Genomic DNA, 24,898 nt, shown 5'->3' with positions numbered 1-24,898 from the left:
CAGTGCCCTCGGTGCCCTCAGTGCCCGTGTCCCGGCGTCTCCTCATGCCCGGACTCCTGCGCGGGCGCCGCCCCGCCCGCCCGGACCGTGAACGCCGCGGTGTACACCTTCCCGTCGTGCTTGAAGTCGAGGAACAGGCGGTACGCGCCGCCGCTCGGCGCCGTGGCGGTGAACGAGATCTGCGGGCCGGGCTTCGTGGCGCCGTCGCCGGGTTCGCCGTTGGGGTGGACATGGAGGTAGGCGAGGTCGCCGGAGCGCAGGGCCACGAGGTGGCCGTACGCGCCCAGGTACGGCTGGAGATCGGTCACGGGGCGGCCGTTCCGCGAGACGTTCAGCTTCAGTTCGCTCGCCTTGCCGGGGCGCAGGCCGCCGTCCAGGCGAACCTCGTAGCCCTGGACCTTCGCCGTGGTGTTCGGCGCGGGCAGCTTCTGCGGCTCATACCGGCCCGAAGCCGCCAGGTCGGCGCCGAGGGTGAGGTTCTCGGCACCCTTCTTCGCCGGGGTGAAGTCGGCGAAGACGCGGTAACCGCCGGCGCGGGGCAGTTCGACGGGGGTGCTCCAGGTGCCGTCGGCGGCGTGGGTGGGGTGCAGATGGCGGTAGGTGACCAGGTCGCGTGAGGCCACGATCAGGTGGAGTTCCTTCTCGTGCTCGCGCTGGTAGGCGGTGACGGCCCGCCCGCCGCTGTCGCGGATGACGAAGCTGAGGTCGGAGCGCTGTCCGGCCGTGACGCTCGGGGTCCGCAGGTCGAGGGTGTAGCCGCCCTCCGAGATCTGCAGCCCGCCGGCCGGCTCCGTCTCGTGCCCGCCGTGACCGCCGCCTCCCTCCGGTGCCGGTGTCGGTGACGCCTCGCTGTGGCTGTCGTGGCGGGCCGGCGCGGGGTCCTCGACGACGGGGCCTATGCCCTGTCCCACGCCGTAGGCGGTGCCGAAGGTCGCGGCCAGAGCGGCGGCGAACGCGGTGATCTTCAGTCCGGCATGCATGACGGTCTCCTGCTGGTCAGTCCTCGATTTGAGCCCTCTATGCAGCTCAGCATACCCCTAGGGGGTATCAAGTCAACCCTGATCACGACTTGCCTTGCCTACCCCCAGGGGGTATACAGGACATCGACCGGCAAGGATACCCCCACCCCGTATGGGGGGTCGACCTCGGCCGGCCTCGACCGCACTTCTCGGGAGGAACCCATGTCCACCACCACGTACGCCGTCTCCGGTATGAGCTGCGGCCACTGCAAGGCCACGCTCACCAAGGTCATCGGCGAGCTGGACGGAGTCACCGAGGTCGGCGTCGATCTCGCGACCGGACTGGTCACCGTCATCAGCGCCACCGAGCCCGACGACTCCCGGATCGCCGAGGTCGTCGACGAAGCCGGCTACGAGCTGACCGGCCGCGCGGCCTGACCCACCCGATCCGTCGGAGCCCACCGCACCCGCACGAGGAGCAGCGATGACCGAGGAGCAGCGATGACCACCACCGCGTCCCACCCCACCACCGAGGTAGAACTCGCCATCGGCGGCATGACCTGCGCCTCGTGCGCGGCGCGCATCGAGAAGAAGCTGAACCGCATGGACGGCGTGACCGCCACCGTCAACTACGCCACCGAGAAGGCGAAGGTCAGCTACGGCGGTGACGTCTGCGTCCAGGACCTGATCGCCACCGTCGAGGCGACCGGGTACACCGCACAGGAGCCGGCGCCGCCCGTGCGGGACACGCCCGAAAGCACCGACGAGCACGATGAACTACGGCCGCTGCGCGAGCGGTTGGTCACGGCCGTGACGTTGGCCGTCCCCGTCATCGCGATGGCCATGGTCCCCGCCCTGCAGTTCGAGTACTGGCAGTGGCTGTCGCTCACCCTGGCGGCGCCCATCGTGACGTATGCCGCATGGCCCTTCCACAGGGCGGCGTTCACCAACCTGCGGCACGGCGCGGCGACCATGGACACCCTGATCTCGGTCGGTACGTCGGCCGCGTTCCTGTGGTCCCTGTGGGCGCTGTTCCTCGGCAGCGCCGGCGAGCCCGGCATGACGCACCCCTTCGAGCTGACGATCGCCCGCAGCGACGGCGCCGGCAACATCTACCTGGAGGCGGCCGCCGGCGTCACCGCCTTCATCCTGGCGGGCCGCTACTTCGAGGCCCGTTCCAAGCGCAAGGCGGGCGCGGCGCTGAAGGCGCTGCTGGAGCTGGGGGCCAAGGACGTCACCGTCCTGCGCGCGGACGGCTCCGAAGTGGCCCTCCCGGTCACGGAGTTGAAGGTCGGTGACCGCTTCCTCGTCCGGCCCGGTGAGAAGATCGCCACCGACGGGACCGTCGTCGAGGGCTCGTCGGCGGTGGACGCCTCGATGCTCACCGGCGAGTCGGTGCCGGTCGAGGTCGCCGCGGGCGATCCGGTCACCGGCGCCACGATCAACGCGGGCGGGCGTCTGGTCGTCGAGGCCACACGGGTGGGCGCCGACACCCGACTCGCCCGGATGGCCAGGCTGGTGGAGGACGCGCAGAACGGCAAGGCCACGGCACAGCGGCTCGCGGACCGGATCTCCGCCGTCTTCGTGCCGGTCGTCATCGCCCTCGCCCTGGCCACCCTCGGCTTCTGGCTCGGCAACGGCGCCGGGCCGGCCGCCGCCTTCACCGCCGCGGTCGCCGTACTGATCATCGCCTGCCCCTGCGCCCTGGGGCTGGCCACGCCGACCGCGCTCATGGTGGGCACGGGGCGGGGCGCCCAGCTCGGGATCCTGATCAAGGGACCGGAGGTGCTGGAGTCCACGCGCGAGGTCGACACGATCGTCCTCGACAAGACCGGTACCGTGACCACCGGCCGGATGACCCTGCTGGCCGTGCACACCGCCGTTGGCGCCGACGAGGCCGAGATCCTGCGTCTCGCGGGCGCGTTGGAGCACTCCTCGGAGCACCCGATCGCCCGTGCCGTGGCCGACGGGGCGCTTGAGAAGCTGGGTTCGCTGCCCACGCCCGAGGACTTCGCGAACGTGCCGGGTCTCGGGGTACAGGGCGTCGTCGACGGCCACGCGGTGCTCGTGGGCCGGGAGCGGCTGCTCGAAGAGTGGGCCGTGGAACTGCCTGAGGACCTCGCGCGCGCCAAGTCGGAGGCCGAGGAGTCCGGTCGTACCGCCATCGTGGTCGCCTGGGACGGTGAGGCGCGGGCCGTGCTGGAGGTCGCCGACGCGGTGAAGGAGACCAGCTCGGAGGCCGTCGAGCGGCTGCGCGGCCTCGGCCTCACCCCGATGCTGCTGACCGGCGACAACAAGGCCGTCGCCCTGGCCGTCGCCCGAGAGGTCGGGATCGCAGCTGAGGACGTCGTCGCCGAGGTGCTGCCGCGGGACAAGGCCGACGTCGTCAAGCGGCTGCAGAGCGAGGGCCGTTCGGTCGCGATGGTCGGTGACGGGGTCAACGACGCGGCCGCCCTCGCCCAGGCCGACCTGGGGCTGGCGATGGGTACCGGCACGGACGCCGCGATCGAGGCCGGCGACCTCACCCTGGTGCGGGGCGACCTGCGTGCCGCCGCCGACGCCATCCGGCTCTCCCGCCGGACGCTCGGCACCATCCGGTCGAACCTGTTCTGGGCCTTCGCCTACAACGTCGCCGCCCTGCCGCTCGCCGCGGCCGGACTGCTCAACCCGATGATCGCCGGTGCGGCCATGGCCTTCTCGTCGGTCTTCGTGGTCGGCAACTCCCTGCGGCTGCGGTCGTTCCGGGCCGCGGACTGAGTACGCACGAAGCGAGGAGGGCGCCGCGCGTGCGGCGCCCTCCTGTCGTTCGACGGAAACATCAGCCGAAGGCCCTCACGGCCTGGTAGTAGGTCCAAGCCGTGCTGGTGCAGGCGGACTTCGTCGCACCGCTGTAGGCCGCGCACACGCGCTTGAGGTCCTCGTGGAAGGCGCTGTCCAGGCGGGACTTGTTGGCGCTGAAGGTGCCCAGCGCCTTGTAGTTGCGGTAGCCGAAGTCGTGGCGGGCGCAGGACGTGGAGAACGGGAAGCCGAAGGGGTTGTCGGGCGAGGAGGAGCAGTAGTCGGTGGACCAGTCGAAGGCGTAGGCGGTCCAGGCGGACCGGTTGGCGCGGGCGGCGACCCAGGCGTTGTGGCTGGACGCGCTGGTCTGGGTCCAACTGGCGAGGACCTGGGGCTTGTCGGCGGGGGCGGCCTCGGCGGCGGACGCGGCGCCGGCGACGGTGACGAGGGCCAGGGTCGAGGCGGTCAGTGCGGTGGCGAGCCTGCGGTGCATTCCACACCTCCATGAGACTGCGACCCGCCCATCGAGTCGCAGGTTCATGACAAGATGATCGACGAGCCGACAGTCCTTCACACCGCCTGTGCCCCAATACGCCCTTAACTCTTGGACATGCCGGTCCACCGGATGTGAACGGCGGTCAGCGCCAGGGCCAACGGCCCCGGGGCGAGGAACAGCAGCGGCACCAGCATCCAGGCGCACAGGACGGCGGTCGTCACCGCGAGCAGCACGAGGCCGCTGCCGCCCACGTCCCGTATGGAGTCCCGGGCGGCCTCCCGCAGCGCGGTCCGCCAGTCGGTGAGCGACTCGGGGCGGGCGCAGGCCCTGAGACCCACGACCAGGGCGGCCGCGCCGATCGCACCGGCCACCACCGCGAACAGCGGCGCCCCCGGCAGCCCGGCCCCGGCCAGCGCCAGATCGGCGGCGAACAGCAGCGCGCCCGCGAGGGCGACGACGCCGGCCGTGAGATCACCGGCCCGCAGCCGTCGCCGTAGGACCTCGACGTACCGCCCCGCGGTGGCCGGTTGCCCCTCCCCCGCGCCCCGCAGCACCGCGCACGCGGTCGACAGCGCGGCCGGGATCGTCACCAGGGGCAGGCCCGCCACGGCTGTCGCGAGGCCGACGCCCAGCATGTCGGCGAACAGCGTCATCCGCGGCCCGAAGACCTCGCCCGGCTCATGCGAGGAAGTGTCACGCATGCCGCTCACCCCTTGAGTCCGGAGCTCGCCATGCCCTCCACCAGGAGCCGCTGGAAGGCCAGGAAGAACAGCACGATCGGCAGCAACGCGATCACGGACATCGCGAACATCGGCCCGAACGCCGAGGTGCTGGAGGCGTCCACGAACGACCGCAGGGCGAGGGTGAGCGTGAACTTGTCCGGGTCGAAGAGGTAGATGAGCTGGGTGAAGAAGTCGTTCCAGGTCCAGATGAAGGTGAAGATCGCCGTGGTGATCAGCGCGGGGCGGGTGAGGGGAAGGACGACCTTGAAGAAGCTGCGGAACGGTCCGCAGCCGTCGATGCGGGCCGCCTCCTCCAGCTCGCGCGGCAGTCCGCGCATGAACTGCACGATGAGGAAGACGAAGAACGCCTCGGTGGCGAGGAACTTCGGCAGGATCAGCGGCCAGTAGGTGTTCACCAGGCCGAGCTGGTTGAAGATGATGTACTGCGGGATCAGCACCGCGTGGTGCGGCAGCATGATCGTCGCGATCATGAACGCGAACAGCGGCCCGCGGAAGCGGAACCTGAGGCGCGCGAAGGCGTAGGCGGCGAGCGAGCAACTGATGACGTTGCCGAGGACCGCGCCGCCCGCGATGAGCAACGAGTTGGTCAGCAGCCGCCAGACGGAGACGTCGTTGACGCCCTCGAACGCGGTCCTGTAGTTGGCCCACTCCAGGTGACCGGGCAGCAGGTCGAGGCTGGCGATGACCTCGTCGGCGGGCTTGAGCGAGGTGGCCAGCAGCCAGGCCAGCGGGTACAGCATGACCAGCAGCGCGGCCAGACAGCCGACGTGCAGGGCGATCCGGCTCCGGGCAACAGGCTTGCGGGCGACAGGAGTCGTTGTCGTGGTGGTGGTCATCGGTCCCCCTCGGAGGCGTAGAAGACCCAGGAGCGCGAGGTGCGGAACAGCACCGCCGTGACGACGCCGATGACGATCAGCAGCACCCAGGCCATGGCGGAGGCGTAGCCCATGTGGGAGGCGACGAAGCCGCGGTCGTAGAGGTAGAGGGTGTAGACGAGGGTGGAGTCGGCGGGGCCGCCCTTGCCGGCGCTGAGCGCGAAGGCGGGCGTGAAGACCTGGAAGGCCTGGATGGTCTGGAGCACCAGGTTGAAGAACAGCACCGGGGACAGCATGGGCACGGTGACGGACAGGAACTGCCGCCACTTCCCCGCCCCGTCCACGGCCGCCGCCTCGTACAGCTCGCCCGGGATCTGCTGGAGGCCCGCGAGGAAGATGACCATGGGTGCCCCGAACTGCCACACCGTCAGCAGCGCCACGGCCAGCAGCGCCCAGCCGGGCTTGTTGACCCAGCCGCCGGTGCCGAGCAGATGGTCCACGGTCCCGCCGTCGTTGAAGATCGCCCGCCAGACCAGGGCGATGGACATGGAGGCGCCCAGCAGCGAAGGGGCGTAGAAGGCGGACCGGTAGAAGCCCTTGCCGCCCTTCATGGACTTCAGCGCGAGCGCCACGCCGAGGGCGAGCGCGAGTTGCAGGGGCACGGCGATGACGACGTACGTCAGCGTGGTCACCACGGAGCGCCAGTAGCGGGGGTCCTCGGTGAACATCTGGACGTAGTTGCGCAGGCCCACCCAGCGCGGCGGGTTGAACAGGTCGTAGTCGGTGAAGGACAGGTACAGCGAGACGGCCATCGGCAGCAGGGTCAGGACGGTCGCGCCGAGCACCCACGGGGACAGGAACACCCATGCGGGGCCCTGGCGTTCGCGCTTCGGGCGGCGCTTCGGGGCGGTGGAGGCCCCCGCCTTCCCGGCGGCGGGCACGGGGACGTCGGTGGTGGTGGTCATGACCTCAGCTCCGCCTTCGCCTCGGTGACGTAGTTCTCGGCCGCCTCGCGGGGCGACATGCGCTCGTACGACACCTGGTCGTAGTCGCGCTGGAAGGTGGTCTGAAGGGCGTTGTCGCCCGAGGGCGGGGCCTGCGGCGGATCCTTGAGGGCGCCCTCCAGGGACGCCTGGTAGTCGGCGATCGTCTTGTCGAAGCCCGTCAGGCGCGGCTCGATCTCCTCGCGTACGGACTCGTTGACGGGGATGCCGCGGGTGGCGCCGAGGATCTTCGCGGCCTGTTCGTCGTTGATGAGGAAGTCGACGAGCTGGGCCGCCTCCTCGGGATGGCCGGTGTCGGCCCCCACGCCCAGGAACATCGACGGCTTGAAGTACTGGCCCGGCGTCCCGTCCTCCCCGGACGGCATCGGCGCGAGCGCGACGCCGCTCGGTATGAGGGCGAGGTAACCGCTGGCCGGGGCGTCCCAGTTGGCGTCGGTCGTGGCCTCGCCGCGCCCGAGCGGGGTGTTCTCCACGGAGCCGTCGAGCTGGGTGGTCTGCTCGGCGGGCGAGACGACGCCCGCGCGCCGGAGTGCGTCGGTGAAGGTCCACCAGCGGGTCAGGTCGTCGGCGGTGAAGCCGAGCCGGCCGTCCTTCGTGTAGAGGGACTTGCCCTGACCGCGCAGCCACACCTCGAAGCAGTCCTCGCTCTGGCCGGGGTCGGTGGCGCCGGGCCTGCCGGTCTTCTCGGCCAGGGCGCGCATGGCGTCGGCCCACTGGCTCCAGGTCCAGCTCCTGCCCGGCAGTGGCACGCCGGATTCCTTCCACACCTTGACGTCGTAGACGACGGTCTCGGTGCCGCGGCCCTGGGGGACGGCGTACTGCGTGCCGTCCAGCCGGCCGGTGGCGAGCAGTCCCGGGTCGATCCGGTCAGTGCGCAGTACGGCCTTGTGCCGCGCAAGGTCGAGCAGGACGCCACCGGAGGCGTACTGGTCGATCTGGCGGTAGTCGAGCTGCATCACGTCGGGGGCGTCGCCGCCCGCGGCCTGGGTGGCGAGTTTCTGCTTGTATGCCTCGTAGGCCGAGAACGACGTCTGCACCTGGATGTTCGGGTGCTGTTTCTCGAACAGGGCGACGGCTCGCTCGGTGCGTTCCGCGCGGTCGGGGTTGCCCCACCACGTGTAGCGCAGCACGACCTTGCCGCCGCCGACCGACTCTCCGGATCCCCCGCAGCCGGCCAGCACCGCGCAGAGCACGAGTGCGGCGGCCGACGCGCAGAACCCCTTTGTCCTGTGTCCGGGCATGCCGAGGTCACCTCTCCTCTCCTCGGTCTTTCTGTTGGCCCCCCTTCGGCCCCCGCCCCCCTGGCCTGTTACTCGCCGCCGTACGGCAGTGTCGTCCCGGGCAGGTTGTACTCGTCCCGGCGGCCGCACATGCCGAACCCGCCGAGCCGGGTGGGCGCGGCCTCGTAGGAGGTCGCGTCGGAGAGATACGCCGGTTCGCCCGCTTCCAGCGCGTCGAGCTGGGCGCCCGTGCGCTCGACGGTGGCCAGCGCCCCCGCCCGCCACAACTCCCGCCAGTTCGGCACCTTGGCGCGCACGAGCCGGGCGGCGGCCCGCTGGAATTCGAGGTACGGGCCGCTGTCACCGGCAACGAGCGCCTCGCGCAGGGCGAGGTAGCCCTCGACGGCGAGGTCCCTGCGGCGGCGCGCGGCAGCCGCCGTCTCCGCTCCCGTGCCGGGCGGGATCGCCGCAGCCGCCGCGTACCGCTCGGGGTCGGCGAGCACCTCGGGCGGGAAGGTGAAGACGGCGTCCCCCGCCTCGGGCAGGCCGCTGTTCTGCATCAGCACGGTGATCCGCAGATCGCCGCCCTGGACCATACGGTGCACGGTGCCCGGCGTGAACCAGGCGACGGAGCCCGGCTCCAGGGGGATGTCCCGGTAGCCGTCGGGGCTCAGCGTCTGCACCGCGCCCCGCCCGCCCGTGACGACGTACGCCTCCGTGCACACCAGGTGCAGATGCGGGCTGCCGCCGCAGACGCCGTCGGCGGCCTCCCAGTCGTAGGCGCTCAGGTGGGACAGGCCGACGGCGCCGGGCAGCGGATGCGGAAGGTTCGGTTTCACCACGGCAGCCCCTCCAGGTGAGCGCCCACCTGCTCCCGGTCCCAGGCCCCGTCGGCGAAGACCACCCGGTAGCGGTAGGCGAAGGACTCGCCGGGCGGCAGCTCGAACTCCTCGAAGAACGCCCAGGAGAACGCGACCGTCGGGAACGGCTCGGAGCGCACGAACCAGTGCGACTCGTGGACCGCGGACTCCTCGTCCAGGTTCTCGGGCGCGTGCGCGAAGACGACCGTGGAGTGGCCGTCGACGTCGTCGTGCTCGGTGGTGAAGGCGAGCCACGGGCCCTGGCTGCCCATCAGCTTGTCGGTGTCCGTGTCGGTGCCGGGCGCGAAGACGGTGCCGCCGGTGAAGTCGCGCGGGCCGCGCCACTGCAGGCCGGTGTACCCGGCCATCTCCCGGCCCTCCGTCGTCGGGGAGCCGAACCGCAGCGGCTCGGCACGGACGTTGGTGAGCCGGATCGACCAGTCCAGGGCCCAGGCGCCGGCCTCCTCGTCCACCGAGTGGACGGTCAGCCCGCGCACCTCACGCGCCCACTCCTCGCCGCCGTTCTCCACCCAGGTCAGCTCCTCGGTGAAGGCGAGCCGGTCGTCCTCGACCGTGAAGTCGGCGAAGCCGTCGTGCCGCATCGAGCCGACCCGCTCGGGCAGCGGCAGATAACCCCGCCCGTGCACATAGCAGTTGCCGCCCCAGAAGTTCTGCCCGGACAGATGGCTCGCCGTCATCTGAAGGCCCTTGTGCCAGCGGTGGTCGCTCGGCCGGTAGCCGGTTACGGTGTGCCCGGAGAGGGTGCGCACGGGGTGGGCGTAGGGCTTGCGGGACTCGAACGGCTCCGGGTCGGGGCGGTAGACGTAGCGCAGGATCTCGGTGCCGTTCGCGGCCGTGACCGCGATGTGGTCGCCGTGCGCGTGGGTGACGCGGATGCTGCTCATGCGCGCTCCTTGGGGGCCCAGTGGGGGTGGTCGCCGTGCATGGCCGGGTAGAAGGCGTCGCCCGGCCGGATCTCGCCCGCGAGCACCGGGCGGCCGGTGAACGCGGCCTTGTAGAGGGCGGCGGCGAAGTCCAGGGTGGCCCGGGCGTCCGGACCGCTGCCGGGCGGCCGGACACCGTTGTCGTAGGCGTCGAGGAGCGCGCCGAGCTGCGCCGTGTGCGAGCTGGGCAGGTCCGCCGCGAGGGTCCGCCAGGCGGTGGCCCGCTCGGAGGGGACGTGCGGAGCCGGGGTGTAGACCCAGTCGTCGTTGCGGTGGCCGTACAGGTGGCTGAGCTCGACCGTCGCGTCGGCGCAGTCGATGCGGACACGGCTCACCTCGTGCGGGGACAGCACGCTGTTGACGACGGTGGCGAGGGCGCCGTTCTCGAACCGTACGAGGGCGGTGGAGACGTCCTCGCTCTCGGTGTCGTGGACCAGGCGGGCGGCCATGGCCCGCATCTCCGCCCACGGGCCGAGCAGATGCAGCAGCAGGTCGAACTGGTGGATGCCGTGCCCCATGGTCGGCCCGCCGCCCTCGGTGGCCCACCGCCCGCGCCAGGGCACCGCGTAGTACGCGGCGTCGCGGTGCCAGGTCGTCTGGCAGTGCGCGACCAGCGGGGCGCCCAGCTCACCGCTCGCGATCAGCTCGCGGGCGTGCACGGCGCCCGAGCCGTAGCGGTGCTGGAAGATCACCGACGCGTACGCCCCGGACGCCTCCTCGGCCGCCGCGATGTCGTCGTACTCGGCGAGCGACAGGCACAGCGGCTTCTCGCACAGCACCCAGGCGCCCGCCTTGAGCGCGGCGACCGTCTGCTCCCGGTGCAGCGACGGCGGCGTGCCGATCAGGACCAGGTCGGGGCGCACGGCGTCCAGCATCTCGCCGGTCGAGGTGTACCCGGCGACGCCCTCGCCCGCGAGTTCCCGGAAGGCGGCCAGCCGGGCCGGGTCCACGTCCACGGCGGCGACCAGCTCCACCCGGTCCGCGTGGTGTCTCAGGGCGGGGAGATGGCTGCCGCTGACGATCGCACCGGTGCCGATCACGGCCACCCGGCGGCGGGCGGGGCTTGGGGACATGCGGTTCTCCTCGGACGGCGGCGAACAGCCCGCTCAGAAAGCGCTTGCACTTCGAGGGCGACCCTAGGCAGGGACCTAATGTCAGGACAACCCCTCTGCGGCGACATGGGCAAAGCCCGACCGCACGGCTTGCGCCCACCGTCCGCACGCTGCCCTGCTCGCCCTCCGCTCAAACGGACGAAGATCACCGACCGGCCCGGGCTGCGGCGCGCTTCAACTCCGGCTGGAGGAAGGGACGTTGACAGCATGCGGGATCCGCGCCACGGTGATGACTCCTCGCGCCCGGGAGGTCGCCCATGGCAGCAGCCGGTACCGATGCAGATGTGGTCGCCCGCGTACGGTCCCTGCGGCCGCTGATCCGCGAGCACGCCCTGCGCACCGAACAGGAACGGCGGGTGGCGCCCGAGGTCGCCGCGGCGCTGACGGACGCCGGGGTCCACCGGCTGAACGTCCCCCGGCGGTACGGCGGCTACCAGAGCCGGCTGCGCACTCAGGTGGACGCGGTGGCCGAGATCGCCGCGGCGTGCGGCTCGACCGCGTTCAAGACGCTGATCCAGGCCGGCTGCTCCTACATCGCGGCGCTGTTCCCGGACGAGGCGCAGGACGAGATCTTCACCAGCCCGGACGTGAAGGTCGGCGGCACCCTCATTCCGGACGCGACGGCCGTACGGTCGGACGGCGGCTACGTGGTCAACGGCACGTCGGCCTTCGCCACCGGCTGCCACGACGCCGACTGGCACCTGCTGACGGTCCGCGTCGAGTCCGAGTCCGAGTCCGAGTCCGGCGAGGAACCGCCCGAGGTGCTGTGGACCGCGGTGCCGATGGCCGAGCTGGAGATCCTCGACGACTGGCACGTCTCGGGGCTGGCCGGAAGCGGCAGCAACAGTGTCGTGGCACGGGATGTCGTCGTGCCCGCTCATCGGGTCCTGCCGGTGGGACCGCTGCTGGACGGTGCGTTCCCGTCGAAGGCCAACGCGGACGATCCGTTCTACCGGATGCCCGTCCTGCTGCTGTTCTGCGCGTGGACGGCGCCGAACGCCCTCGGCCTCGCCCGCTCGGCGCTGGCGGAGTTCACCGAGCGCAGTCACCGGCGGGGCATCACGTACACCTTCCACCAGCGCCAGAACGAGGCGACGGTCACCCATCTCCAGGCGGCCGAGGCGGCCATGAAGATCTCCTGCGCGGAGCTGCTCACGGCCGAGTTCGTCGCCCTCATCGAGTCGCGGGCCGAGTCCGGCGAACCGTACACGCCCGAGGAGCGGGCCAGGATCCGGGCGCAGAGCGGCTATGTGACGCGGCTGTGCAAGGAGGCCGTCGACCTGCTCGGCTCCGCGTCCGGGGCGTCGTCCCTGCATCGGGAGGTGCCCATCCAGCGGGCCGTCCGCGACCTGCACGCGCTGAGTCTTCACTCGTTCGTGAATCCGGCCACCAATCTGGAGATCTACGGCCGGGTCCTGTCCGGGCTCGACCCGGGTACGCCCTTCCTATAGCCCCGCCGGGGGTCATCCCTTGTCCAGGAAGCGCCGCAGCCGGGTCAGCGGCCAGGTGTTGATCACGTCGTCCTTGGTGAGCCAGCCGCGCTGTGCCGTGCCCACGCCGTAGCGCAGGTTGGCCAGGTGGATGACGGCGTGGGCGTCGCTGTCGACGGCGAACTTCACCCCGTGCCGCCTGGCCCGCAGGATGTCCTCGTCGCGCAGGTCCAGCCGGTCCGGATGGGAGTTGATCTCCAGGGCCGTGCCGGTGCGCGCGCAGGCGGCGAAGACCGCGTCGAGGTCGGCGTCGATGCCGGGGCGCTTGCCGATGATGCGGGTGGTGGGGTGGCCGATGATGTGGACGTGCGGGTTCTCGCAGGCCCGGACGATCCGCCGGGTCATCGCCTCGCGCCCCTGGTTGAAGTGCGAGTGGACCGAGGCCACGCAAAGGTCGAAGCCGGCGAGGAACTCCGCCGGCCAGTCCACGTCGCCGTCGGGGCCGATGTTCAGCTCCGCGCCGTGCAGCACCCGCATGCCGCCCCGCTTGCCGCCCTTGCCGTACTCCCCGTCGAGCTCGCGGACGCGTGCGCGCTGGGCCAGGATCCGTTCGTCGGTCATGCGCTGCATGGCCATGTCGGGCCCGTGGTCGGTGACCGCGTAGTAGGCGTAGCCGCGCTCGGCGGCCGCGGCGACCATCTCCTCCAGCGGGGCGAGCCCGTCGGTGAGGTCGGTGTGGGTGTGCAGGTCGCCCCGGACGTCCGTCTCCTGGATCAGCTCGGGCAGCTCGCCGCGCAGCCCGGCCTCGATCTCGCCCCGGTCCTCGCGCAGGGTGGGCGGGATCCAGGGCAGGCCGAGCCGGCCGTACACGTCCTCCTCGGTCTCGGAGACGATCTTCTTGCCGCTCTCGGCGTCGAAGAGGCCGTACTCGGAGAGCTTGAGCTTCTGGTGGACGGCCATCTCCCGGGTGCGGATGTTGTGCGCCTTGGAACCGGTGAAGTACTGCATCGCCGCGCCCCAGGAGTCCGGCGGCACGACCCGCAGGTCGACCTGGAGGCCCTTGCCGGTACGGACCGACGTCTTCTTCTCGCCGTGCGCGATGACCTCCGCGACGTACGGCAGCTCGGTGAAGGCCCGCATGAGCGGCTCCGGCTTCTTCGCCGCCACGAGGATGTCGATGTCGCCGATCGTCTCGCGCACCCGGCGCAGCGACCCGGCGTAGGAGCACCGCTCGCAGCCCGTGACCTGCGACATCTCGGCGACGATGTCCTCGGCGAGGCTCATGGCGACGTCGATCAGGACCCGGTCGCCGGAGGACTGGAGCAGGCTGATGCCGTGCAGGATGTTCTCCTCCGTCTTCGGGCCGAAGCCCTTGAGGTCGCGCAGCCTCTCCTCGTGGATGGCGTCCGCCAGTTCCTCGGTCGTGGAGATGCCCAGCTCCTCGTAGATGACCAGGGCCTTCTTCGGACCGAGCGTGGGGATCGCCGTCAGCTGCCGGACCCCGGCGGGGATCTTGGCGCGCAGCTCCTCGACGGCGGACACCTGGCCGGTGGTGAAGTACTCGATGATCTTCTGGGCGGTCGACTTGCCGACGCTGGGGATCTCCTGGAGCCCCTTGACGTCGAGTGTGGACACGTCGGCGTGATAGCCGCCGATCGCCCGGGCGGCCTTCTCGTAGGTACGCGTCCGGAACGCGTCTCCTCCGGTGATCGAGATCAGATCCGCGTACTCCTGGAACAGCGCGGCGACCTCGTCGTTGGACCGAGCCACACCTCCAGGGTAGGCAAGGTGCGGCTCGGTGGCGCGGTCCGCAGTGGCGTGTGCGGGGGACGGGCCGCTACTGGCCCAGGGGCGTGGGCGGCGTGGTGGTGGCGTCGTACACGGGCGTGGTCGGCAGCGGAGGGTGTGCGGGCGTCGCCCGTTCCTTCGTCAGGGCGCCTGCGATCCTGCGGGCCAGGAGGGGGTCGGCCGGCAGGGTGTGGGCGGCGAACCAGCGGGCCGCGAAGGGGTCGGGGGACGGTTCGACGAACTCGGCGCCCGCGTAGTCGTCGAGCGGCGGGTCGTAGACGTATCCCGCGACCACGCCGTGGTTCACCAGGCGTTCCAGGAGGGCGTCGCGGTCGTCGACCAGGAGCGGTACCCGGAAGAGGGACGGCGGACCGTCGTGGGCCGTCCGGTCGCGCAGCGCCGGGGTGGCCCAGGTGGTGCCCGCCAGCAGGGAGACACCGGCCCTGCGCCGGGCGAGGTCGCCGTCGAGCAGGGCCATCCGCAGCTCCAACTGCCCTCGCACCAGGGCCCCGTGGCGGGAGCGGAAGCCGTGCAGGTCGACCCGGACCCAGGGCTCGTACGCGGCCAGGCTCGGTGCCTGCCGGGCGCTGCCGGCGAGGCGGGGCGCGTGCAGGGCCATGCGGAAGTCGTCGCGCTCCAGCAGTTTCAGGCGCTGCATGGTGCGCCACGCCGGACGCACCAGGTGGAGCGTGCGTACGGCGGAGCGCGCCAGTGGGCGCAGCGTGGTGGCCAGGTCGGCGTGCAGGCGGCGGGGTGTCAGCAGGTCGTCGCGCAGCAGCTCCAGTTCCCGCCGGGTGCGCGCGTCGTCGACGGCGAGGAAGCCGCCGGCCATCGCCGCCACGTGCTTGGACAGGCTGAACGCCGCCGCGGTCCCGAAGGTCCCGATCGGCTGCCCGTCCACATGCGTGCCGATGGCGTGGGCCGCGTCCTCGATGAGGGGGATGCCCAACGCGTCGCAGCGGCGGCGCAGTTCGACGACGCGGTCCGGCATTCCGTACAGGTTCGTGGTGAGGACGGCGTCGACGTTGCGCCAGGTGGACTCCGGTACGGCGGCCGGGTCGATGTTGCCGTCCCACCGGGACACCGGGGCTTGGACGGGGCGCAGTCCGGCCGCGAGGACGACGAAGAGGATCACGTCGTCGTTCACCGGGGACATCAGCACCCGTGCGCCCGGCCGGCACCAGCGCCGCAGCGCCAGGTACAGGGCGAGCCGGGCGGAGGGCGTGTAGACGCATTCGCGTCCGACGCGCCGTGTCATCATCGCGGCGAGCCGCGATCCGTACGGCATGGTCACCTCTTCCTTGGAAGGGTACGAAGACGGGTTCGCCCGGGGCGGGCGGTGCGCGTGCGCGTCGGCGGGAAGCCGCTGTGCGGGAGGCCGGCGGCCCCGGGAGGCCGGCGGCCGCGTAGGGGCAGGGACCCGGCGCCGACGCGTGACGAGTGACGCGAGCGGGCCTCGCTCAGCGGGCGCGGGCTCCCTCGCCCGCCGGGCGGGCCGGGAGGGAGGCGCGCAGCGAGCCGACGGTCTTCAGCAGCCGGTCGGCGGGCTCGCGCAGCCGGGGGTGGGCCAGGACCGTGTTTCTCAGGCCGCGCACCGGTCTGCGCCACAGCCGGTGCACCGCCGCCACCGGGTGCGGCCGGACCGCGAACCCTTCGGCCACCCGCAGCTCGCGGGTCTTGAGCCAGTCCTTGTACTCCTTGTCGCCGCGCCCCATGTCCATGAGCGTCACTCCGTCGCGGCCCGCGGCCCAGGCCATGCGCAGATGCATCAGCAGGCCGGGCGAGTAGTAGCCGAACCCGGGGTCGTAGGCGGTGAACCAGGCCGCGGACACGGTCCGCGACCTCGGCCCGAAGTGCGCGGCGACCGGCCGGTCACCGGCGTACACGACGGACAGGACGCCGGTGAAGTGGTCCTCGCGGACCTGGAAGAGATGGTCCACGAGGTTCACGATCCACGGCTTGGAGAACCGGTCCATCCGCCCCGTCCTGCGGTACTGCGCGGACTTCCAGCGCATGAGCGTGCGCAGCACGGCCGGATCCCGCTCGTCGTGGACGAACCGCATCTCGCCCGCGTCACGGCCCAGGCGGCGCTCCTTCTTCAGCGTCGTCCTGGCCAGCCCCGGGTACGTGGCACGCAGCCACGCCGCGTAGTCGCCCTCGGCGGGCTTCAGGTCGAGGACGGGAGAGGCGAACGTCCCCGTGACGTACGGGCCGAACGGCTTCTGCCGCTCGACGAGGTGATCGAACTCGAAGACGGACAGCCCGCAGGCCCGCAGCAGTTCCGTGGGCTCCCAGGTGACTCCCGGCCGGTGCACCAGCGCCTGGCAGTCGGACAGGCCCAGACCGATGGCCCGGCCGACGCCGTACACGGTGCGCTCGTACGGGAAGAAGCCGACGGCCTCGCCGTCGTCGTGCAGGACCGCGACCCGCGCCCCGGTGCGATACCTGCCGACCCCGAGCGTGAACTCCGGTGCCAGGAAAGGGTTGGCGTAGTCGGGCGACTCGTCCATCGCCCGGTGCCACGCCCGGCGCAGCGACTCGCTCAGCTCCTCGGGTCTGTGAATCGTGATGGCGCGTGTGGATCGCATGGCGACCGCTCCCCCCAAAGTCCCCCGAAAAGGCGCTTTTCAGCGCCTCGCCACCGTTTCCCCCATGTCGAACTTTGTGGCGTGGTCAAACGTCGCGAAACAGCACGCACGCTGTCAAGGTGCCCGATGAATCCTTTAGCTGTGCTTGGTGACGCGGGGGGGGGCGAGCCGGTCAGCGGACCGCGACGACGACGTGGCTGTCGCCGTACTGCCAGACGACACCGGTATGCCTGAAACCCGCCTGACGCAGCAGCCGTTCGTGCGCGGACACGGACAGGGACGCCGCGCCGTCGCCCCCGGTGTCCGGCTGCCGGCGCCTGCGTTCGGCGAGGAGGTCGGCCAGCTCGGGATCGGCCGCGACGGCCGTCCACCAGGACGCCCAGTCCTCGTGCGCCAGGACCTGCCCACGTTCGGCGTGACGGCGGCCGACGCACCCGGCGAGTTCCGTGAGCACGGTGTCGTCGTGCGGGAAGTGGTCGCCGTTGACGAGGATGCCGCCGGGCCGCAGCAGGGCCGCCAGCTGCCGGTAGGTGCGGAGCAGGGTGTCCGGGCCCAGGTAGTGCAGTGCCGTCGTCGACACGGCCGCGTCCAGCGGGCGGTCGAGGTGCAGCGCCTGCGTCCAGCCCTCGTCGCCGATCACCGCGTCGACGTAGCGTGCGGCGTACGCGTGGTGGGTGCGGGCCAGCTCCAGCAGCAGCGGGTCCATGTCCACGCCCACGATGTCCGCGTGCGGCAACCGGCGGGCCAGCCGCGCCGCCAGCGACCCGGGACCGCAGCCGAGGTCCACGACCAGCGGCCCGGCCGGGCACCTCGCCACGGCCCGCTCGACGACATCGGCGATCACCGTGAACCGCTCCTCGCGGTCCACGGCGTACCGCTGCTGCTGGCGTTCCCAGCGCTCCACCCATCGCTCCGCCGTCGCCAGGCTCAGCCCCATCCCGCCGTGCACCTCGCCGTTCCGCACCTGTCCGCACCGTCGGCGCCGACTCTACAGGTGAAAACGGTTCCCATTCCGCCGGATGGGGGTACGTCACCCGAGCGTGGCGAGCACCTCCAGCAGCCGGTCGACCTCCTCGACGGTGTTGTGGACGTGCAGGCTCACCCGCACCGATCCGGTCCGCTCCCCCGCGCTGCCCTGGCAGTGCTGGTCGGAGCGGACCATGAAGCCGTGGCTGAAGAGGATGAAGCCCAGGTCCGGGGAGTCGACGGCGTGGTGCCGGAAGGTGACGATGCCCTGGCGCCGCTGTACCGACGAGTCGGCGGCCAGGCTGCTCTGGCAGCCGAGGATCTCGTAGGCGTCGAGATGGCGCAGTCCTTCGGTGAGCCGGGCCGCCAGGGCGACGGTCCACCGCTCGATCCGGTCGGTGCCGGCGGCGTCCAGCCAGTCGAGGGCGGCGGCGAGGGAGGCGATGCCCACGGTGTTCGGGGTGCCCGCCCAGCCTCCCGGTGTGAAGCCCGGCCCGCGCGCCTGGCGAGCCCAGACCGCTCCCGTGCCGGGCAGGGCCATGGCCTTGTGTCCGGAGAAGACGACGAAGTCCACGTCCAGGTCGGCCACGGACACCGGCAGATGGCCGATGCTCTGGGCGGCGTCCAGGCAGATCACCGCGTCCGGTCCGACCGCGCGGCGGATGCGGTGGATGTTCATGTCGCCGCCGTACACGTGGTGGACATGGGTGGCGGCGACGAACCGAGGGCGCCCACCGGCCGGTTCGGCCAGCGCGGTGTGGTCGTAGTCGCCGGACGCCCGCTGGTACGGCATCGGCCGGACGCGGATGTGGACGCCCTGCCCTGCCAGTTGCCGTCCGGCCTCCAGCCAGGGTGCGATGTTGGCCTCGTGGTCGGCGACCGGGACGACGATCTCGTCGCCGTCGGCCAGGAATTGGGGGAGCCAGTCGCGGGCGACGGTGCGCAGGCCCTCGGTGGTGCCGCTCGTGAAGTGCACGGCCGAGCGCTCCGGGACGGGGTCGTCGAGGAAACGCTTCACCCGGTCGCGGGCCTGCTCGACCAGGGCCGTGGTCCGGTTGGCCCAGGGGTAGGTGCCGCGCCCGGCGTTGGCGTTGGTCGTGGTGAGGTAGGCGTGGACGGCGTCGAGTACGGCCTGCGGCTTCTGGGCGGTGGCGGCACTGTCCAGGTAGGCCAGTTCCGGGTGGGCGGTGATGATCGGGAACTGGGCTCGCCGGGCGCGCTGCCACTTCGCCAGCTCCTCGATGACGGCGCTTCCTTGGGTGTCCGTTCGGGGTGTGGTCATGGGATCAGTCCCGTACCAGGGGTGCGCCGGCATCGCGCCAGGCGATGATGCCGCCGGTCAGGCTGCGGACGTCCGGGTGGCCCATGCTGGTGAGCAGGGCGGCGTAGCGGGCGGACTTCTCGCCGACCGGGCAGGCCAGCAGGACCGGGCGGTTACGACTGAACGGCAGCCCGCCGTGCAGCAGCTCCTCGAAGATCTCGTCGACGATGTTGACCGAGCCGTCGATGTGCAGGGCGGCGTAGGCGTAGGGACTGCGCAGGTCGACGACGAGCGGTTCTCCGGTGGCGATCCACGCCTGCGCCTCCGCGACGCCGACGGCCGGTGCGGTACGGATGTCGGCGTCCGACAGGTCGGCCGGGGAGTTCGTGCGGCGCGGGCGCCCGAAGAGGTCGGGGCGCCGCTGACGCACGTAGCTGAGGTAGCTCTCGACGCGGTCGCAGACGATGAAGACCGCTGACCGCCGCTCGGCCAGTTCCTCGTCCGCCAGGCGCAGTTGCCGTACGGCTCCGAAGTAGGCGGCTCCTCCGGTGGGTCCGGCCAGGATGCCGCAGCGGCGGTTGAGGGTCAGCATGCCCTCGATCGCCTCGTCGGCGCTCACCGGCTCGATCGTGTCGTAGGTGCCGGGGTCGAACAGGCCCACCTCGTGCGCCTCGTCGATGGTGCGGATGCCGGGGATGAAGTCCGACTTGGCCGCGACCAGGCCGGCGACCCGTACGGCCGGGTCGTGTTCGCGCAGGGCGCGGGCGACGCCCGTGGAGGAGCCGGCGGTACCCACGCAGGCGATGAACCAGTCCGGTGCCCGCCCGTCCAGGTCCTTGACGATCTCGGGCCCGGTGCCGGTGAAGTGGGCGTCGGTGTTGCGCGGGTTGAAGTACTGGTCGGTGTGCAGATAGGTGCTGTCGGGCTCGGAGAGGGTGCGGTGGAACAGGGTGAGCGGGTCGTCGGTGGCGGTCGGGTCCAGGCACTCGCTCTGGCCGGGGAGTTCCTCGATCTCCGCGCCGAGCAACAGCAGCAAGTCCTTGATCTCCGGGATGCGCATCCGGTTGGTGACGCTCTTGAAGGTCAGGCCGTGCATGCCGGCGAGGACGGCCAGCGCCTTGGCGGTGTTGCCGCTCGACAGCTCGACGACCTGACCGCCCTCCTCGGCCGCGGCGGCCAGGTGCGGGCGGGCCATGTTCCAGGCGGCGCGGTCCTTGACCGATCCGAAGGGGTTGAGCAGCTCCAGTTTGGCGTACAGGTCGATGTTCCTGAGGCCGTGCACGGCCGGATCGATGCGCACCAGCGGTGTGTTGCCGATGGCCTCGGTGATGCTGTCGTACCTCAATGCGCTCCCCCCACGGGTGTGGTCGGCCAGTACTGGTCGTCCAGGCACCAGCGCCAGGTGTCGCCCTCCTGCCAGGCGGCGACCTTGCGCGCGACGGGCTGGTGCTGGGCGCGGGTGGCGTGGAAGTCCATGCAGTAACCGGCCGTGTTGGCGAACGCCAGCAGGTCGCCCGGTTCGGGGCGGCGGGGCAGGAAGACCGTGCGGCGGGTGATCAGGTCGGACTCCAGGCACAGGGTGCCGAAGAGATGCACGGCGACCGGTCCGGACTCGGTCCCGGTCCCGATCCCTGCCCCGGTGCCTGCGCCCTCGCCCAGGGTCGCGGTCGCGGTCGCGGTCGCGCCGGTAGTCGCTCCTGCCGCGTCCCGGGGAATGACGACGGGGTCCATGAGCACCCCGTGCTCCTCCAGCGCCACGTCGTCGGCCTTGGCCGCGAGCCGTACGTGGAGCGGGGCGCCCGCCTCCTGGTCGCGCACCTCCAGCACCTTGGCCAGGGTCACTCCGCACTGGTCCAGCAGCGCTCGGCCGGGTTCGGTGTGCAGGTCGTAGAGGTGCTCGAGGAGCAGGGCCGCCAGTGGACGGCCACCCAGGGACGCGGCCGGGTGCGACAGGAGTTCGTCGAGGTAGCGGGCTCCGGCGACCGGGCGGTGGGCGGGGTACAGGCCCAGCGCGCCGCGCAGGGTGCCGGCTTCGTTGCGCAGCCCGTAGCCGTGGCCGCCGTACGTCAGGGGCGGGCGGGTGCCCAGCGCGGCTTCGGTGAGTTCGGTCGTGTACCGCTCCCACTGTCCGCCGTCGGCAAGGTAGTTGACGCCGAATCCGCCGCCGACGTCCACGGCCCGGGGCCTGAGCCCCCGGCTCCGGCACTCCTCCAGCACCCGCAGGCAGCCTTCCAGCGCCGTCGCCTTCTCGGTGAGGCTCGTCGTGTCCAGGTGGTAGGCGACCCCGACCAGGTCGACCACGTCGGTGTGCCGCTCGACCGCCTCCAGCAGCGGGGCCGACTCCCCCGCGCCGGTGCCGAATCGGCTGCGTCGGCTCAGCACCCGCACGCCGGACGTCTCGAACCCCGACAGGCGCAGCAGGACGCGGGTCCTGGGCAGCGCGTACTTGCGGACGAGGGTGGCGAGTTGCTCCAGTTCGCCTCGCGTGTCGAGGCTGACGGTGACCGACGTACGGGCCGCGAGCCACAGGAACTCCGGGTTCTTCGGTCCGGTGGCGGTGATCCGGTCGGGGGTGAGGCCGGCGCCGAGAGCGTGTTGCAGTTCCTCCAGTGAGGCGACGTCCACACCGGCGTCCGTGGCGGCGAGCCGCCGCAGCAGGGCGCTGGAACGGTTGGCCTTGTGGGCGAGGAACACCTGGCCGGACAGATGGTGCTTGCCGTAGACGGAGCGGAACTGCTGGAGGTTGTCGGCGAGTTGGTCCGGGACGAGGACGTTCAGCGGAGACCCGAGGGCGTCGCAGAGCGTGTGCGGCAGCTCCGGGGAGCTCAGCAACGAGCGCACACGCGACTCCAGCCGCGGTTCGAGATACAGGGGTTGCCCGCCCATGCCTGGCCCTCCCCAGCACTCGGGCCCGACCTCCCGGGCACTGCCGATCACTCCCCGCGGTTCGCCGTATAGCTCCCTTCCCTTCGTTCGAGTGGTTTACGCCCCGTACCTGCCGCAGTGGGTGGTACGTCAAGTGATGGCCGGAACCCACGGGCCGCGTCACCAACCCTTTTGCTCAACACCTGTGTCTCGTACCGTCATTGCGGCATTGAAGTGACCATGACGATGGAAGAGGCTGCATGGGCAGAGGTCTGCTGTCACTGGTTCTCGCCGCGGTCACCGGAGCGGCACTGCTCACGGCACCCGCGGCCGCCGCGCCGACCCCGCCGCCGGGGCCGTCCGCGCCGCCCGGCCCGTCCGACGTCTACCGGCCGGTCCGTGGCCCGGCCGCCCCCGCCGAGTACCGCTACCTCCAGAAGACCGTGCCGGGCGAATCGCTGCCGCGCCACGCCCATGACCTCGCCGCGGCCCAGGCCCGCGCGCTGCCCACCGTCGGCGGGCGCTGGAAGAACATCGGGCCCACCAACATCGGCGGGCGGATCGTGTCCCTCGCGCTCGATCCGAAGCGCGCCGACACCCTGTACGCCGCAGCCGCGAGCGGCGGGCTGTGGCGCAGCACCGACGCGGGGGCGACGTTCCACTCGGTGTGGCCCGACAGCTGGACCCAGGCCATGGGCGCGGTGGCCACCGCGCCGGACGGCACCCTGTACGTGGGCACCGGTGAGCCCAACCCGGGTGGTGGGAGCATCACCTACGAGGGGACGGGGCTGTATCGGAGCCGGGACGGCGGCCGGACCTGGAAGCCGCTCGGCCTGCGCGACTCCGGTGCGATCAGCGCCATCACCGTCGACCCGGCCGACCCGCGCCGCGTCTATGTCGCGGCGGCCGGCTCGCTGTACAACGGCGGTGGCGACCGGGGCGTCTACCGATCGGAGGACGGCGGCGCCACATGGGAGCGGATCCTCGCCGGCGCCAACGAGTTCACCGGCGCCACGGAGATCGTCGTCGACGGCGACCGCCTCTACGCCGTGCTGTGGGACCACCGCCGAACGCCCGAACTGCGGACGTACGGCGGTACCGGCTCCGGCGTCTTCCGCAGCACGGACGACGGCGCGACCTGGCAGCGGCTGGGCGGCGGCCTGCCCGCGGCGGGCCCGGACGTGGGGCGCATCGGCCTCGCGGTCGAGGGCGAGAGGCTCTATGCGATCGTCAACAAGGCCGCCGGTCCCTTCGAGGGCTTCTACGCCTCGGCCGACAGCGGCGAGACCTGGACCCGCACCCCTGCCAACGACCTCCTCACCAACTCGCAGTCCAGCTTCGGCTGGTGGTTCGGCAAGGTGTGGATCGATCCCCGGAACACCGAGCACGTGCATGTGGCCGGGGTCCCCCTGATGACCACGAAGGACGGCGGCGACACCTGGACGGCCGACGACACCAGCATGCACGTCGACCAGCACGCCATGGTCTGGGACCCGCGTCGCCCGGGCCGGGTCTACCTCGGCAACGACGGCGGCGTCTACCGCTCCGACGCGAACGGCGACGGCGGCTGGGTCAAGTCCCGCCACCAGCCGTACACCCAGCTCTACAGCGCGGCGATCAGCCCGCAGGACGTCACCAGGATCTCGGGGGGCACCCAGGACAACGGCTCGCTGCGCTCCTGGGGCGGGGAGGGGTTCAACGAGTACCTCGGCGGCGACGGCGAGGAGAACCTCATCAACCCGACCGACGTGAACAACGTGTTCGCCTGCTACCAGTACGGCAACTGCTTCAGCTCCACCGACGGCGGCGACACACTCACGTACTTCGCGGACCGCACGACGTACAAGCGCCGCAACTGGTTCACCCCGGTGGTCTTCGACCCGCGTGACCCGAAGATCCTCTACTACGGCTCCGAGGTGCTCAACCGCTCCACGGACGGTGGCGCGACCTGGCAGCCCATCAGCCCCGACCTGAGCGGCGGCCCGGGCCCCGACCCGGTCTACACCAACTACGGCACCATCACCTCCATCGCCCCGGCGGCCGACGGACGCACCGTCTACGTGGGCACGGACGACGGCCGGGTCTGGGTCACCAGGGACCTCGGGGCGACCTGGACGAAGCTGGCCGAGGGGCTGCCGTGGGTGACCCGGGTGGTCGTCGACCCGAAGAACCCCGACCGCGTCTGGACCACGCACTCCGGCTACCGTTCGGGCTCCCCGCTGCCCCATGTGTACGGCAGCACGGACGGCGGCCGGAACTGGCGGAACCTGTCGGGCAACCTCCCGGCGGCGCCCGTGAACGACCTGGTCGTGGCCCGCGGCGGCATCCTCTACATCGGCACCGACCAGGGCGTCTTCACCAGCGTCACGGGCGGCGGCCGCTGGCTGCGGCTCGGCCGCGGCATGCCGCAGGTGCCGGTCGACGACATCGAGTACGACGCGGGGCACCACCGCCTGGTGGCCGCGACGTTCGGCAGGGGCTTCTACGAACTGACCACTCCCTGACAACGCAGCGCGGCGGAGCCCACGGGTGCGGCGGTCAGAACGTCGACCGCCGCACCAGGCTCAGCGTCCCCCTCTCCCCCTCAGCTCCCCTGCCCCGCGATGTTGACCATCCAGGTGATGCCGAAGCGGTCCGTGCACATGCCGAAGACGTCGCCCCACATCTGCTTGTCCAGCGGCACCGTCACCGAGGCGCCGGCGGACAGCTTCTCCCAGTAGCCGCGCAGTTCGGCGTCGTCGTCGCCGCTCAGGCTCACGGAGATGTTGTTGCCCGGCCTGTGGTCGTCCGACGGGGTGTCGGCGCCCATCAGGGTGAAGCCGTTGGGGGCCTCGAGCATGCTGTGCATGATCTTGTCGGCCATGGGCGTGTCCTTCTGGCCGAACTCCGCGTAGGTGTTGAGCACCAGCGTGCCGCCGAAGACTTCCTTGTAGAACTCCATAGCCTGCCGGGCGTCGCCGGCGAAGGTGATGTAGGGGTTGAGGCGCGAGGCCATGAATCCTCCCGGAGTAGGGCCACAGAAACCGACTCCGCAGAAGCTAGCGCGGGCCACTGACAACGGCCCGCGCA

Annotated in this window: 21 protein-coding genes; 4 read left to right on the top strand and 17 right to left on the bottom strand. The window is 71.6% G+C overall.

From position 1 onward, the window contains the following. Nucleotides 1-17: 17 nt before the first annotated feature. Nucleotides 18-980 (bottom strand): hypothetical protein, encoded by a 963-nt coding sequence (locus tag ABZ078_RS23060; RefSeq protein WP_356577911.1) that lies wholly within the window; start codon nucleotides 978-980, stop codon nucleotides 18-20. 201 nt (nucleotides 981-1,181) lie between these two features. Here ABZ078_RS23060 and ABZ078_RS23055 point away from each other — a divergent pair, with 201 nt between their 5' ends. Together ABZ078_RS23055 and ABZ078_RS23050 are read left to right on the top strand one after the other, a co-directional pair. Continuing rightward, on the top strand, nucleotides 1,182-1,397 hold the full coding sequence (locus tag ABZ078_RS23055) for a heavy-metal-associated domain-containing protein (RefSeq protein ID WP_356577909.1): 216 nt from the start codon (nucleotides 1,182-1,184) through the stop codon (nucleotides 1,395-1,397). A 63-nt stretch (nucleotides 1,398-1,460) separates the two neighbouring features. Next, nucleotides 1,461-3,716: a heavy metal translocating P-type ATPase gene (locus tag ABZ078_RS23050; protein ID WP_356577907.1), complete on the top strand. Its 2,256-nt coding sequence runs from the start codon at nucleotides 1,461-1,463 to the stop codon at nucleotides 3,714-3,716. 61 nt (nucleotides 3,717-3,777) lie between these two features. Here the strand turns inward: ABZ078_RS23050 and ABZ078_RS23045 are convergent, their stop codons facing one another. The 8 genes from ABZ078_RS23045 to ABZ078_RS23010 all read right to left on the bottom strand — a co-directional run bounded on the left by ABZ078_RS23045 (nucleotide 3,778) and on the right by ABZ078_RS23010 (nucleotide 10,892). Beyond that, entirely contained in the window at nucleotides 3,778-4,230 is a 453-nt protein-coding gene (locus ABZ078_RS23045; RefSeq protein ID WP_356577906.1) for a phospholipase, read from the bottom strand. A gap of 104 nt (nucleotides 4,231-4,334) precedes the next feature. Beyond that, complete coding sequence (locus tag ABZ078_RS23040) at nucleotides 4,335-4,934, bottom strand: hypothetical protein (protein WP_356577904.1); 600 nt, start codon at nucleotides 4,932-4,934, stop codon at nucleotides 4,335-4,337. 5 nt (nucleotides 4,935-4,939) lie between these two features. Continuing rightward, nucleotides 4,940-5,812, bottom strand: a complete 873-nt coding sequence (locus tag ABZ078_RS23035) for a carbohydrate ABC transporter permease (protein WP_356577902.1) — start codon at nucleotides 5,810-5,812, stop codon at nucleotides 4,940-4,942. Then, nucleotides 5,809-6,756: a sugar ABC transporter permease gene (locus ABZ078_RS23030; protein WP_356577900.1), complete on the bottom strand. Its 948-nt coding sequence runs from the start codon at nucleotides 6,754-6,756 to the stop codon at nucleotides 5,809-5,811. Before ABZ078_RS23030 ends, ABZ078_RS23035 begins: the two co-directional genes overlap by 4 nt. Then, the gene (locus tag ABZ078_RS23025; protein ID WP_356577898.1) at nucleotides 6,753-8,036 is read right to left on the bottom strand and encodes an ABC transporter substrate-binding protein; all 1,284 of its coding nucleotides are present in this window, start codon (nucleotides 8,034-8,036) and stop codon (nucleotides 6,753-6,755) included. Before ABZ078_RS23025 ends, ABZ078_RS23030 begins: the two co-directional genes overlap by 4 nt. A 68-nt stretch (nucleotides 8,037-8,104) precedes the next feature. Then, nucleotides 8,105-8,857, bottom strand: a complete 753-nt coding sequence (locus ABZ078_RS23020) for a cupin (protein WP_356577895.1) — start codon at nucleotides 8,855-8,857, stop codon at nucleotides 8,105-8,107. Further along, nucleotides 8,851-9,780, bottom strand: a complete 930-nt coding sequence (locus ABZ078_RS23015; protein ID WP_356577894.1) for a PmoA family protein — start codon at nucleotides 9,778-9,780, stop codon at nucleotides 8,851-8,853. The genes ABZ078_RS23020 and ABZ078_RS23015 overlap by 7 nt, the downstream gene beginning before the upstream one ends. Beyond that, the gene (locus tag ABZ078_RS23010) at nucleotides 9,777-10,892 is read right to left on the bottom strand and encodes a Gfo/Idh/MocA family oxidoreductase (RefSeq protein ID WP_356577892.1); all 1,116 of its coding nucleotides are present in this window, start codon (nucleotides 10,890-10,892) and stop codon (nucleotides 9,777-9,779) included. The genes ABZ078_RS23015 and ABZ078_RS23010 overlap by 4 nt, the downstream gene beginning before the upstream one ends. Before the next feature lie 296 nt (nucleotides 10,893-11,188). On the opposite strand from ABZ078_RS23010, the gene ABZ078_RS23005 reads away from it, so the two are divergent. Continuing rightward, a complete protein-coding gene (locus ABZ078_RS23005) occupies nucleotides 11,189-12,382 on the top strand; it encodes an acyl-CoA dehydrogenase family protein (RefSeq protein ID WP_356577890.1) in 1,194 nt (397 codons plus the stop codon). Between the two features lie 12 nt (nucleotides 12,383-12,394). Here the strand turns inward: ABZ078_RS23005 and polX are convergent, their stop codons facing one another. The 7 genes from polX to ABZ078_RS22970 all read right to left on the bottom strand — a co-directional run bounded on the left by polX (nucleotide 12,395) and on the right by ABZ078_RS22970 (nucleotide 21,850). Then, on the bottom strand, nucleotides 12,395-14,131 hold the full coding sequence (polX, locus tag ABZ078_RS23000) for a DNA polymerase/3'-5' exonuclease PolX (RefSeq protein WP_356577888.1): 1,737 nt from the start codon (nucleotides 14,129-14,131) through the stop codon (nucleotides 12,395-12,397). 67 nt (nucleotides 14,132-14,198) lie between these two features. Further along, on the bottom strand, nucleotides 14,199-15,437 hold the full coding sequence (locus ABZ078_RS22995) for a DegT/DnrJ/EryC1/StrS family aminotransferase (protein WP_356577886.1): 1,239 nt from the start codon (nucleotides 15,435-15,437) through the stop codon (nucleotides 14,199-14,201). A 172-nt stretch (nucleotides 15,438-15,609) separates the two neighbouring features. Beyond that, on the bottom strand, nucleotides 15,610-16,737 hold the full coding sequence (locus tag ABZ078_RS22990) for a GNAT family N-acetyltransferase (protein ID WP_356577884.1): 1,128 nt from the start codon (nucleotides 16,735-16,737) through the stop codon (nucleotides 15,610-15,612). A 172-nt stretch (nucleotides 16,738-16,909) separates the two neighbouring features. After that, complete coding sequence (locus ABZ078_RS22985; protein WP_356577943.1) at nucleotides 16,910-17,674, bottom strand: class I SAM-dependent methyltransferase; 765 nt, start codon at nucleotides 17,672-17,674, stop codon at nucleotides 16,910-16,912. A gap of 93 nt (nucleotides 17,675-17,767) precedes the next feature. Further along, nucleotides 17,768-18,985, bottom strand: coding sequence for an aminotransferase class V-fold PLP-dependent enzyme (locus tag ABZ078_RS22980; protein ID WP_356577882.1), 1,218 nt, complete (start codon nucleotides 18,983-18,985; stop codon nucleotides 17,768-17,770). Between the two features lie 4 nt (nucleotides 18,986-18,989). Then, a complete protein-coding gene (locus ABZ078_RS22975) occupies nucleotides 18,990-20,309 on the bottom strand; it encodes a pyridoxal-phosphate dependent enzyme (RefSeq protein ID WP_356577880.1) in 1,320 nt (439 codons plus the stop codon). After that, a complete protein-coding gene (locus ABZ078_RS22970; protein WP_356577878.1) occupies nucleotides 20,306-21,850 on the bottom strand; it encodes a Y4yA family PLP-dependent enzyme in 1,545 nt (514 codons plus the stop codon). Before ABZ078_RS22970 ends, ABZ078_RS22975 begins: the two co-directional genes overlap by 4 nt. Before the next feature lie 239 nt (nucleotides 21,851-22,089). On the opposite strand from ABZ078_RS22970, the gene ABZ078_RS22965 reads away from it, so the two are divergent. Next, a complete protein-coding gene (locus ABZ078_RS22965; protein WP_356577876.1) occupies nucleotides 22,090-24,333 on the top strand; it encodes a glycosyl hydrolase in 2,244 nt (747 codons plus the stop codon). Nucleotides 24,334-24,413: 80 nt separating this feature from the next. Here the strand turns inward: ABZ078_RS22965 and ABZ078_RS22960 are convergent, their stop codons facing one another. Beyond that, nucleotides 24,414-24,824 carry a VOC family protein gene (locus tag ABZ078_RS22960; protein WP_356577874.1) on the bottom strand — a complete coding sequence of 137 codons (411 nt, stop codon included), beginning with the start codon at nucleotides 24,822-24,824 and terminating at the stop codon, nucleotides 24,414-24,416. Between the last annotated feature and the right edge of the window lie 74 nt (nucleotides 24,825-24,898).

It is taken from the genome of Streptomyces sp. NPDC006385 (genome assembly GCF_040612485.1).
Taxonomy (GTDB): Bacteria; Actinomycetota; Actinomycetes; order Streptomycetales; family Streptomycetaceae; genus Streptomyces.
The sequence above is the reverse complement of the archived record's forward strand: the minus strand, read 5'-3'. Positions and strand labels throughout refer to the sequence as shown.

Excerpts from the sequence above, each read along its gene's own strand:
- ABZ078_RS22980 (WP_356577882.1), bottom strand. The coding sequence starts at position 18,985 with ATGACCACACCCCGAACGGACACCCAAGGAAGCGCCGTCATCGAGGAG.
- ABZ078_RS23010 (WP_356577892.1), bottom strand. The coding sequence starts at position 10,892 with ATGTCCCCAAGCCCCGCCCGCCGCCGGGTGGCCGTGATCGGCACCGGT.
- ABZ078_RS23030 (WP_356577900.1), bottom strand. The coding sequence starts at position 6,756 with ATGACCACCACCACCGACGTCCCCGTGCCCGCCGCCGGGAAGGCGGGG.
- ABZ078_RS22985 (WP_356577943.1), bottom strand. The coding sequence starts at position 17,674 with ATGGGGCTGAGCCTGGCGACGGCGGAGCGATGGGTGGAGCGCTGGGAA.
- ABZ078_RS23040 (WP_356577904.1), bottom strand. The coding sequence starts at position 4,934 with ATGCGTGACACTTCCTCGCATGAGCCGGGCGAGGTCTTCGGGCCGCGG.
- ABZ078_RS22995 (WP_356577886.1), bottom strand. The coding sequence starts at position 15,437 with ATGCCGTACGGATCGCGGCTCGCCGCGATGATGACACGGCGCGTCGGA.
- ABZ078_RS23005 (WP_356577890.1), top strand. The coding sequence starts at position 11,189 with ATGGCAGCAGCCGGTACCGATGCAGATGTGGTCGCCCGCGTACGGTCC.
- ABZ078_RS23050 (WP_356577907.1), top strand. The coding sequence starts at position 1,461 with ATGACCACCACCGCGTCCCACCCCACCACCGAGGTAGAACTCGCCATC.
- ABZ078_RS23045 (WP_356577906.1), bottom strand. The coding sequence starts at position 4,230 with ATGCACCGCAGGCTCGCCACCGCACTGACCGCCTCGACCCTGGCCCTC.
- ABZ078_RS22990 (WP_356577884.1), bottom strand. The coding sequence starts at position 16,737 with ATGCGATCCACACGCGCCATCACGATTCACAGACCCGAGGAGCTGAGC.
- ABZ078_RS22970 (WP_356577878.1), bottom strand. The coding sequence starts at position 21,850 with ATGGGCGGGCAACCCCTGTATCTCGAACCGCGGCTGGAGTCGCGTGTG.
- ABZ078_RS23035 (WP_356577902.1), bottom strand. The coding sequence starts at position 5,812 with ATGACCACCACCACGACAACGACTCCTGTCGCCCGCAAGCCTGTTGCC.
- ABZ078_RS22960 (WP_356577874.1), bottom strand. The coding sequence starts at position 24,824 with ATGGCCTCGCGCCTCAACCCCTACATCACCTTCGCCGGCGACGCCCGG.
- ABZ078_RS23015 (WP_356577894.1), bottom strand. The coding sequence starts at position 9,780 with ATGAGCAGCATCCGCGTCACCCACGCGCACGGCGACCACATCGCGGTC.
- ABZ078_RS22965 (WP_356577876.1), top strand. The coding sequence starts at position 22,090 with ATGGGCAGAGGTCTGCTGTCACTGGTTCTCGCCGCGGTCACCGGAGCG.
- ABZ078_RS23025 (WP_356577898.1), bottom strand. The coding sequence starts at position 8,036 with ATGCCCGGACACAGGACAAAGGGGTTCTGCGCGTCGGCCGCCGCACTC.
- ABZ078_RS23060 (WP_356577911.1), bottom strand. The coding sequence starts at position 980 with ATGCATGCCGGACTGAAGATCACCGCGTTCGCCGCCGCTCTGGCCGCG.
- ABZ078_RS23055 (WP_356577909.1), top strand. The coding sequence starts at position 1,182 with ATGTCCACCACCACGTACGCCGTCTCCGGTATGAGCTGCGGCCACTGC.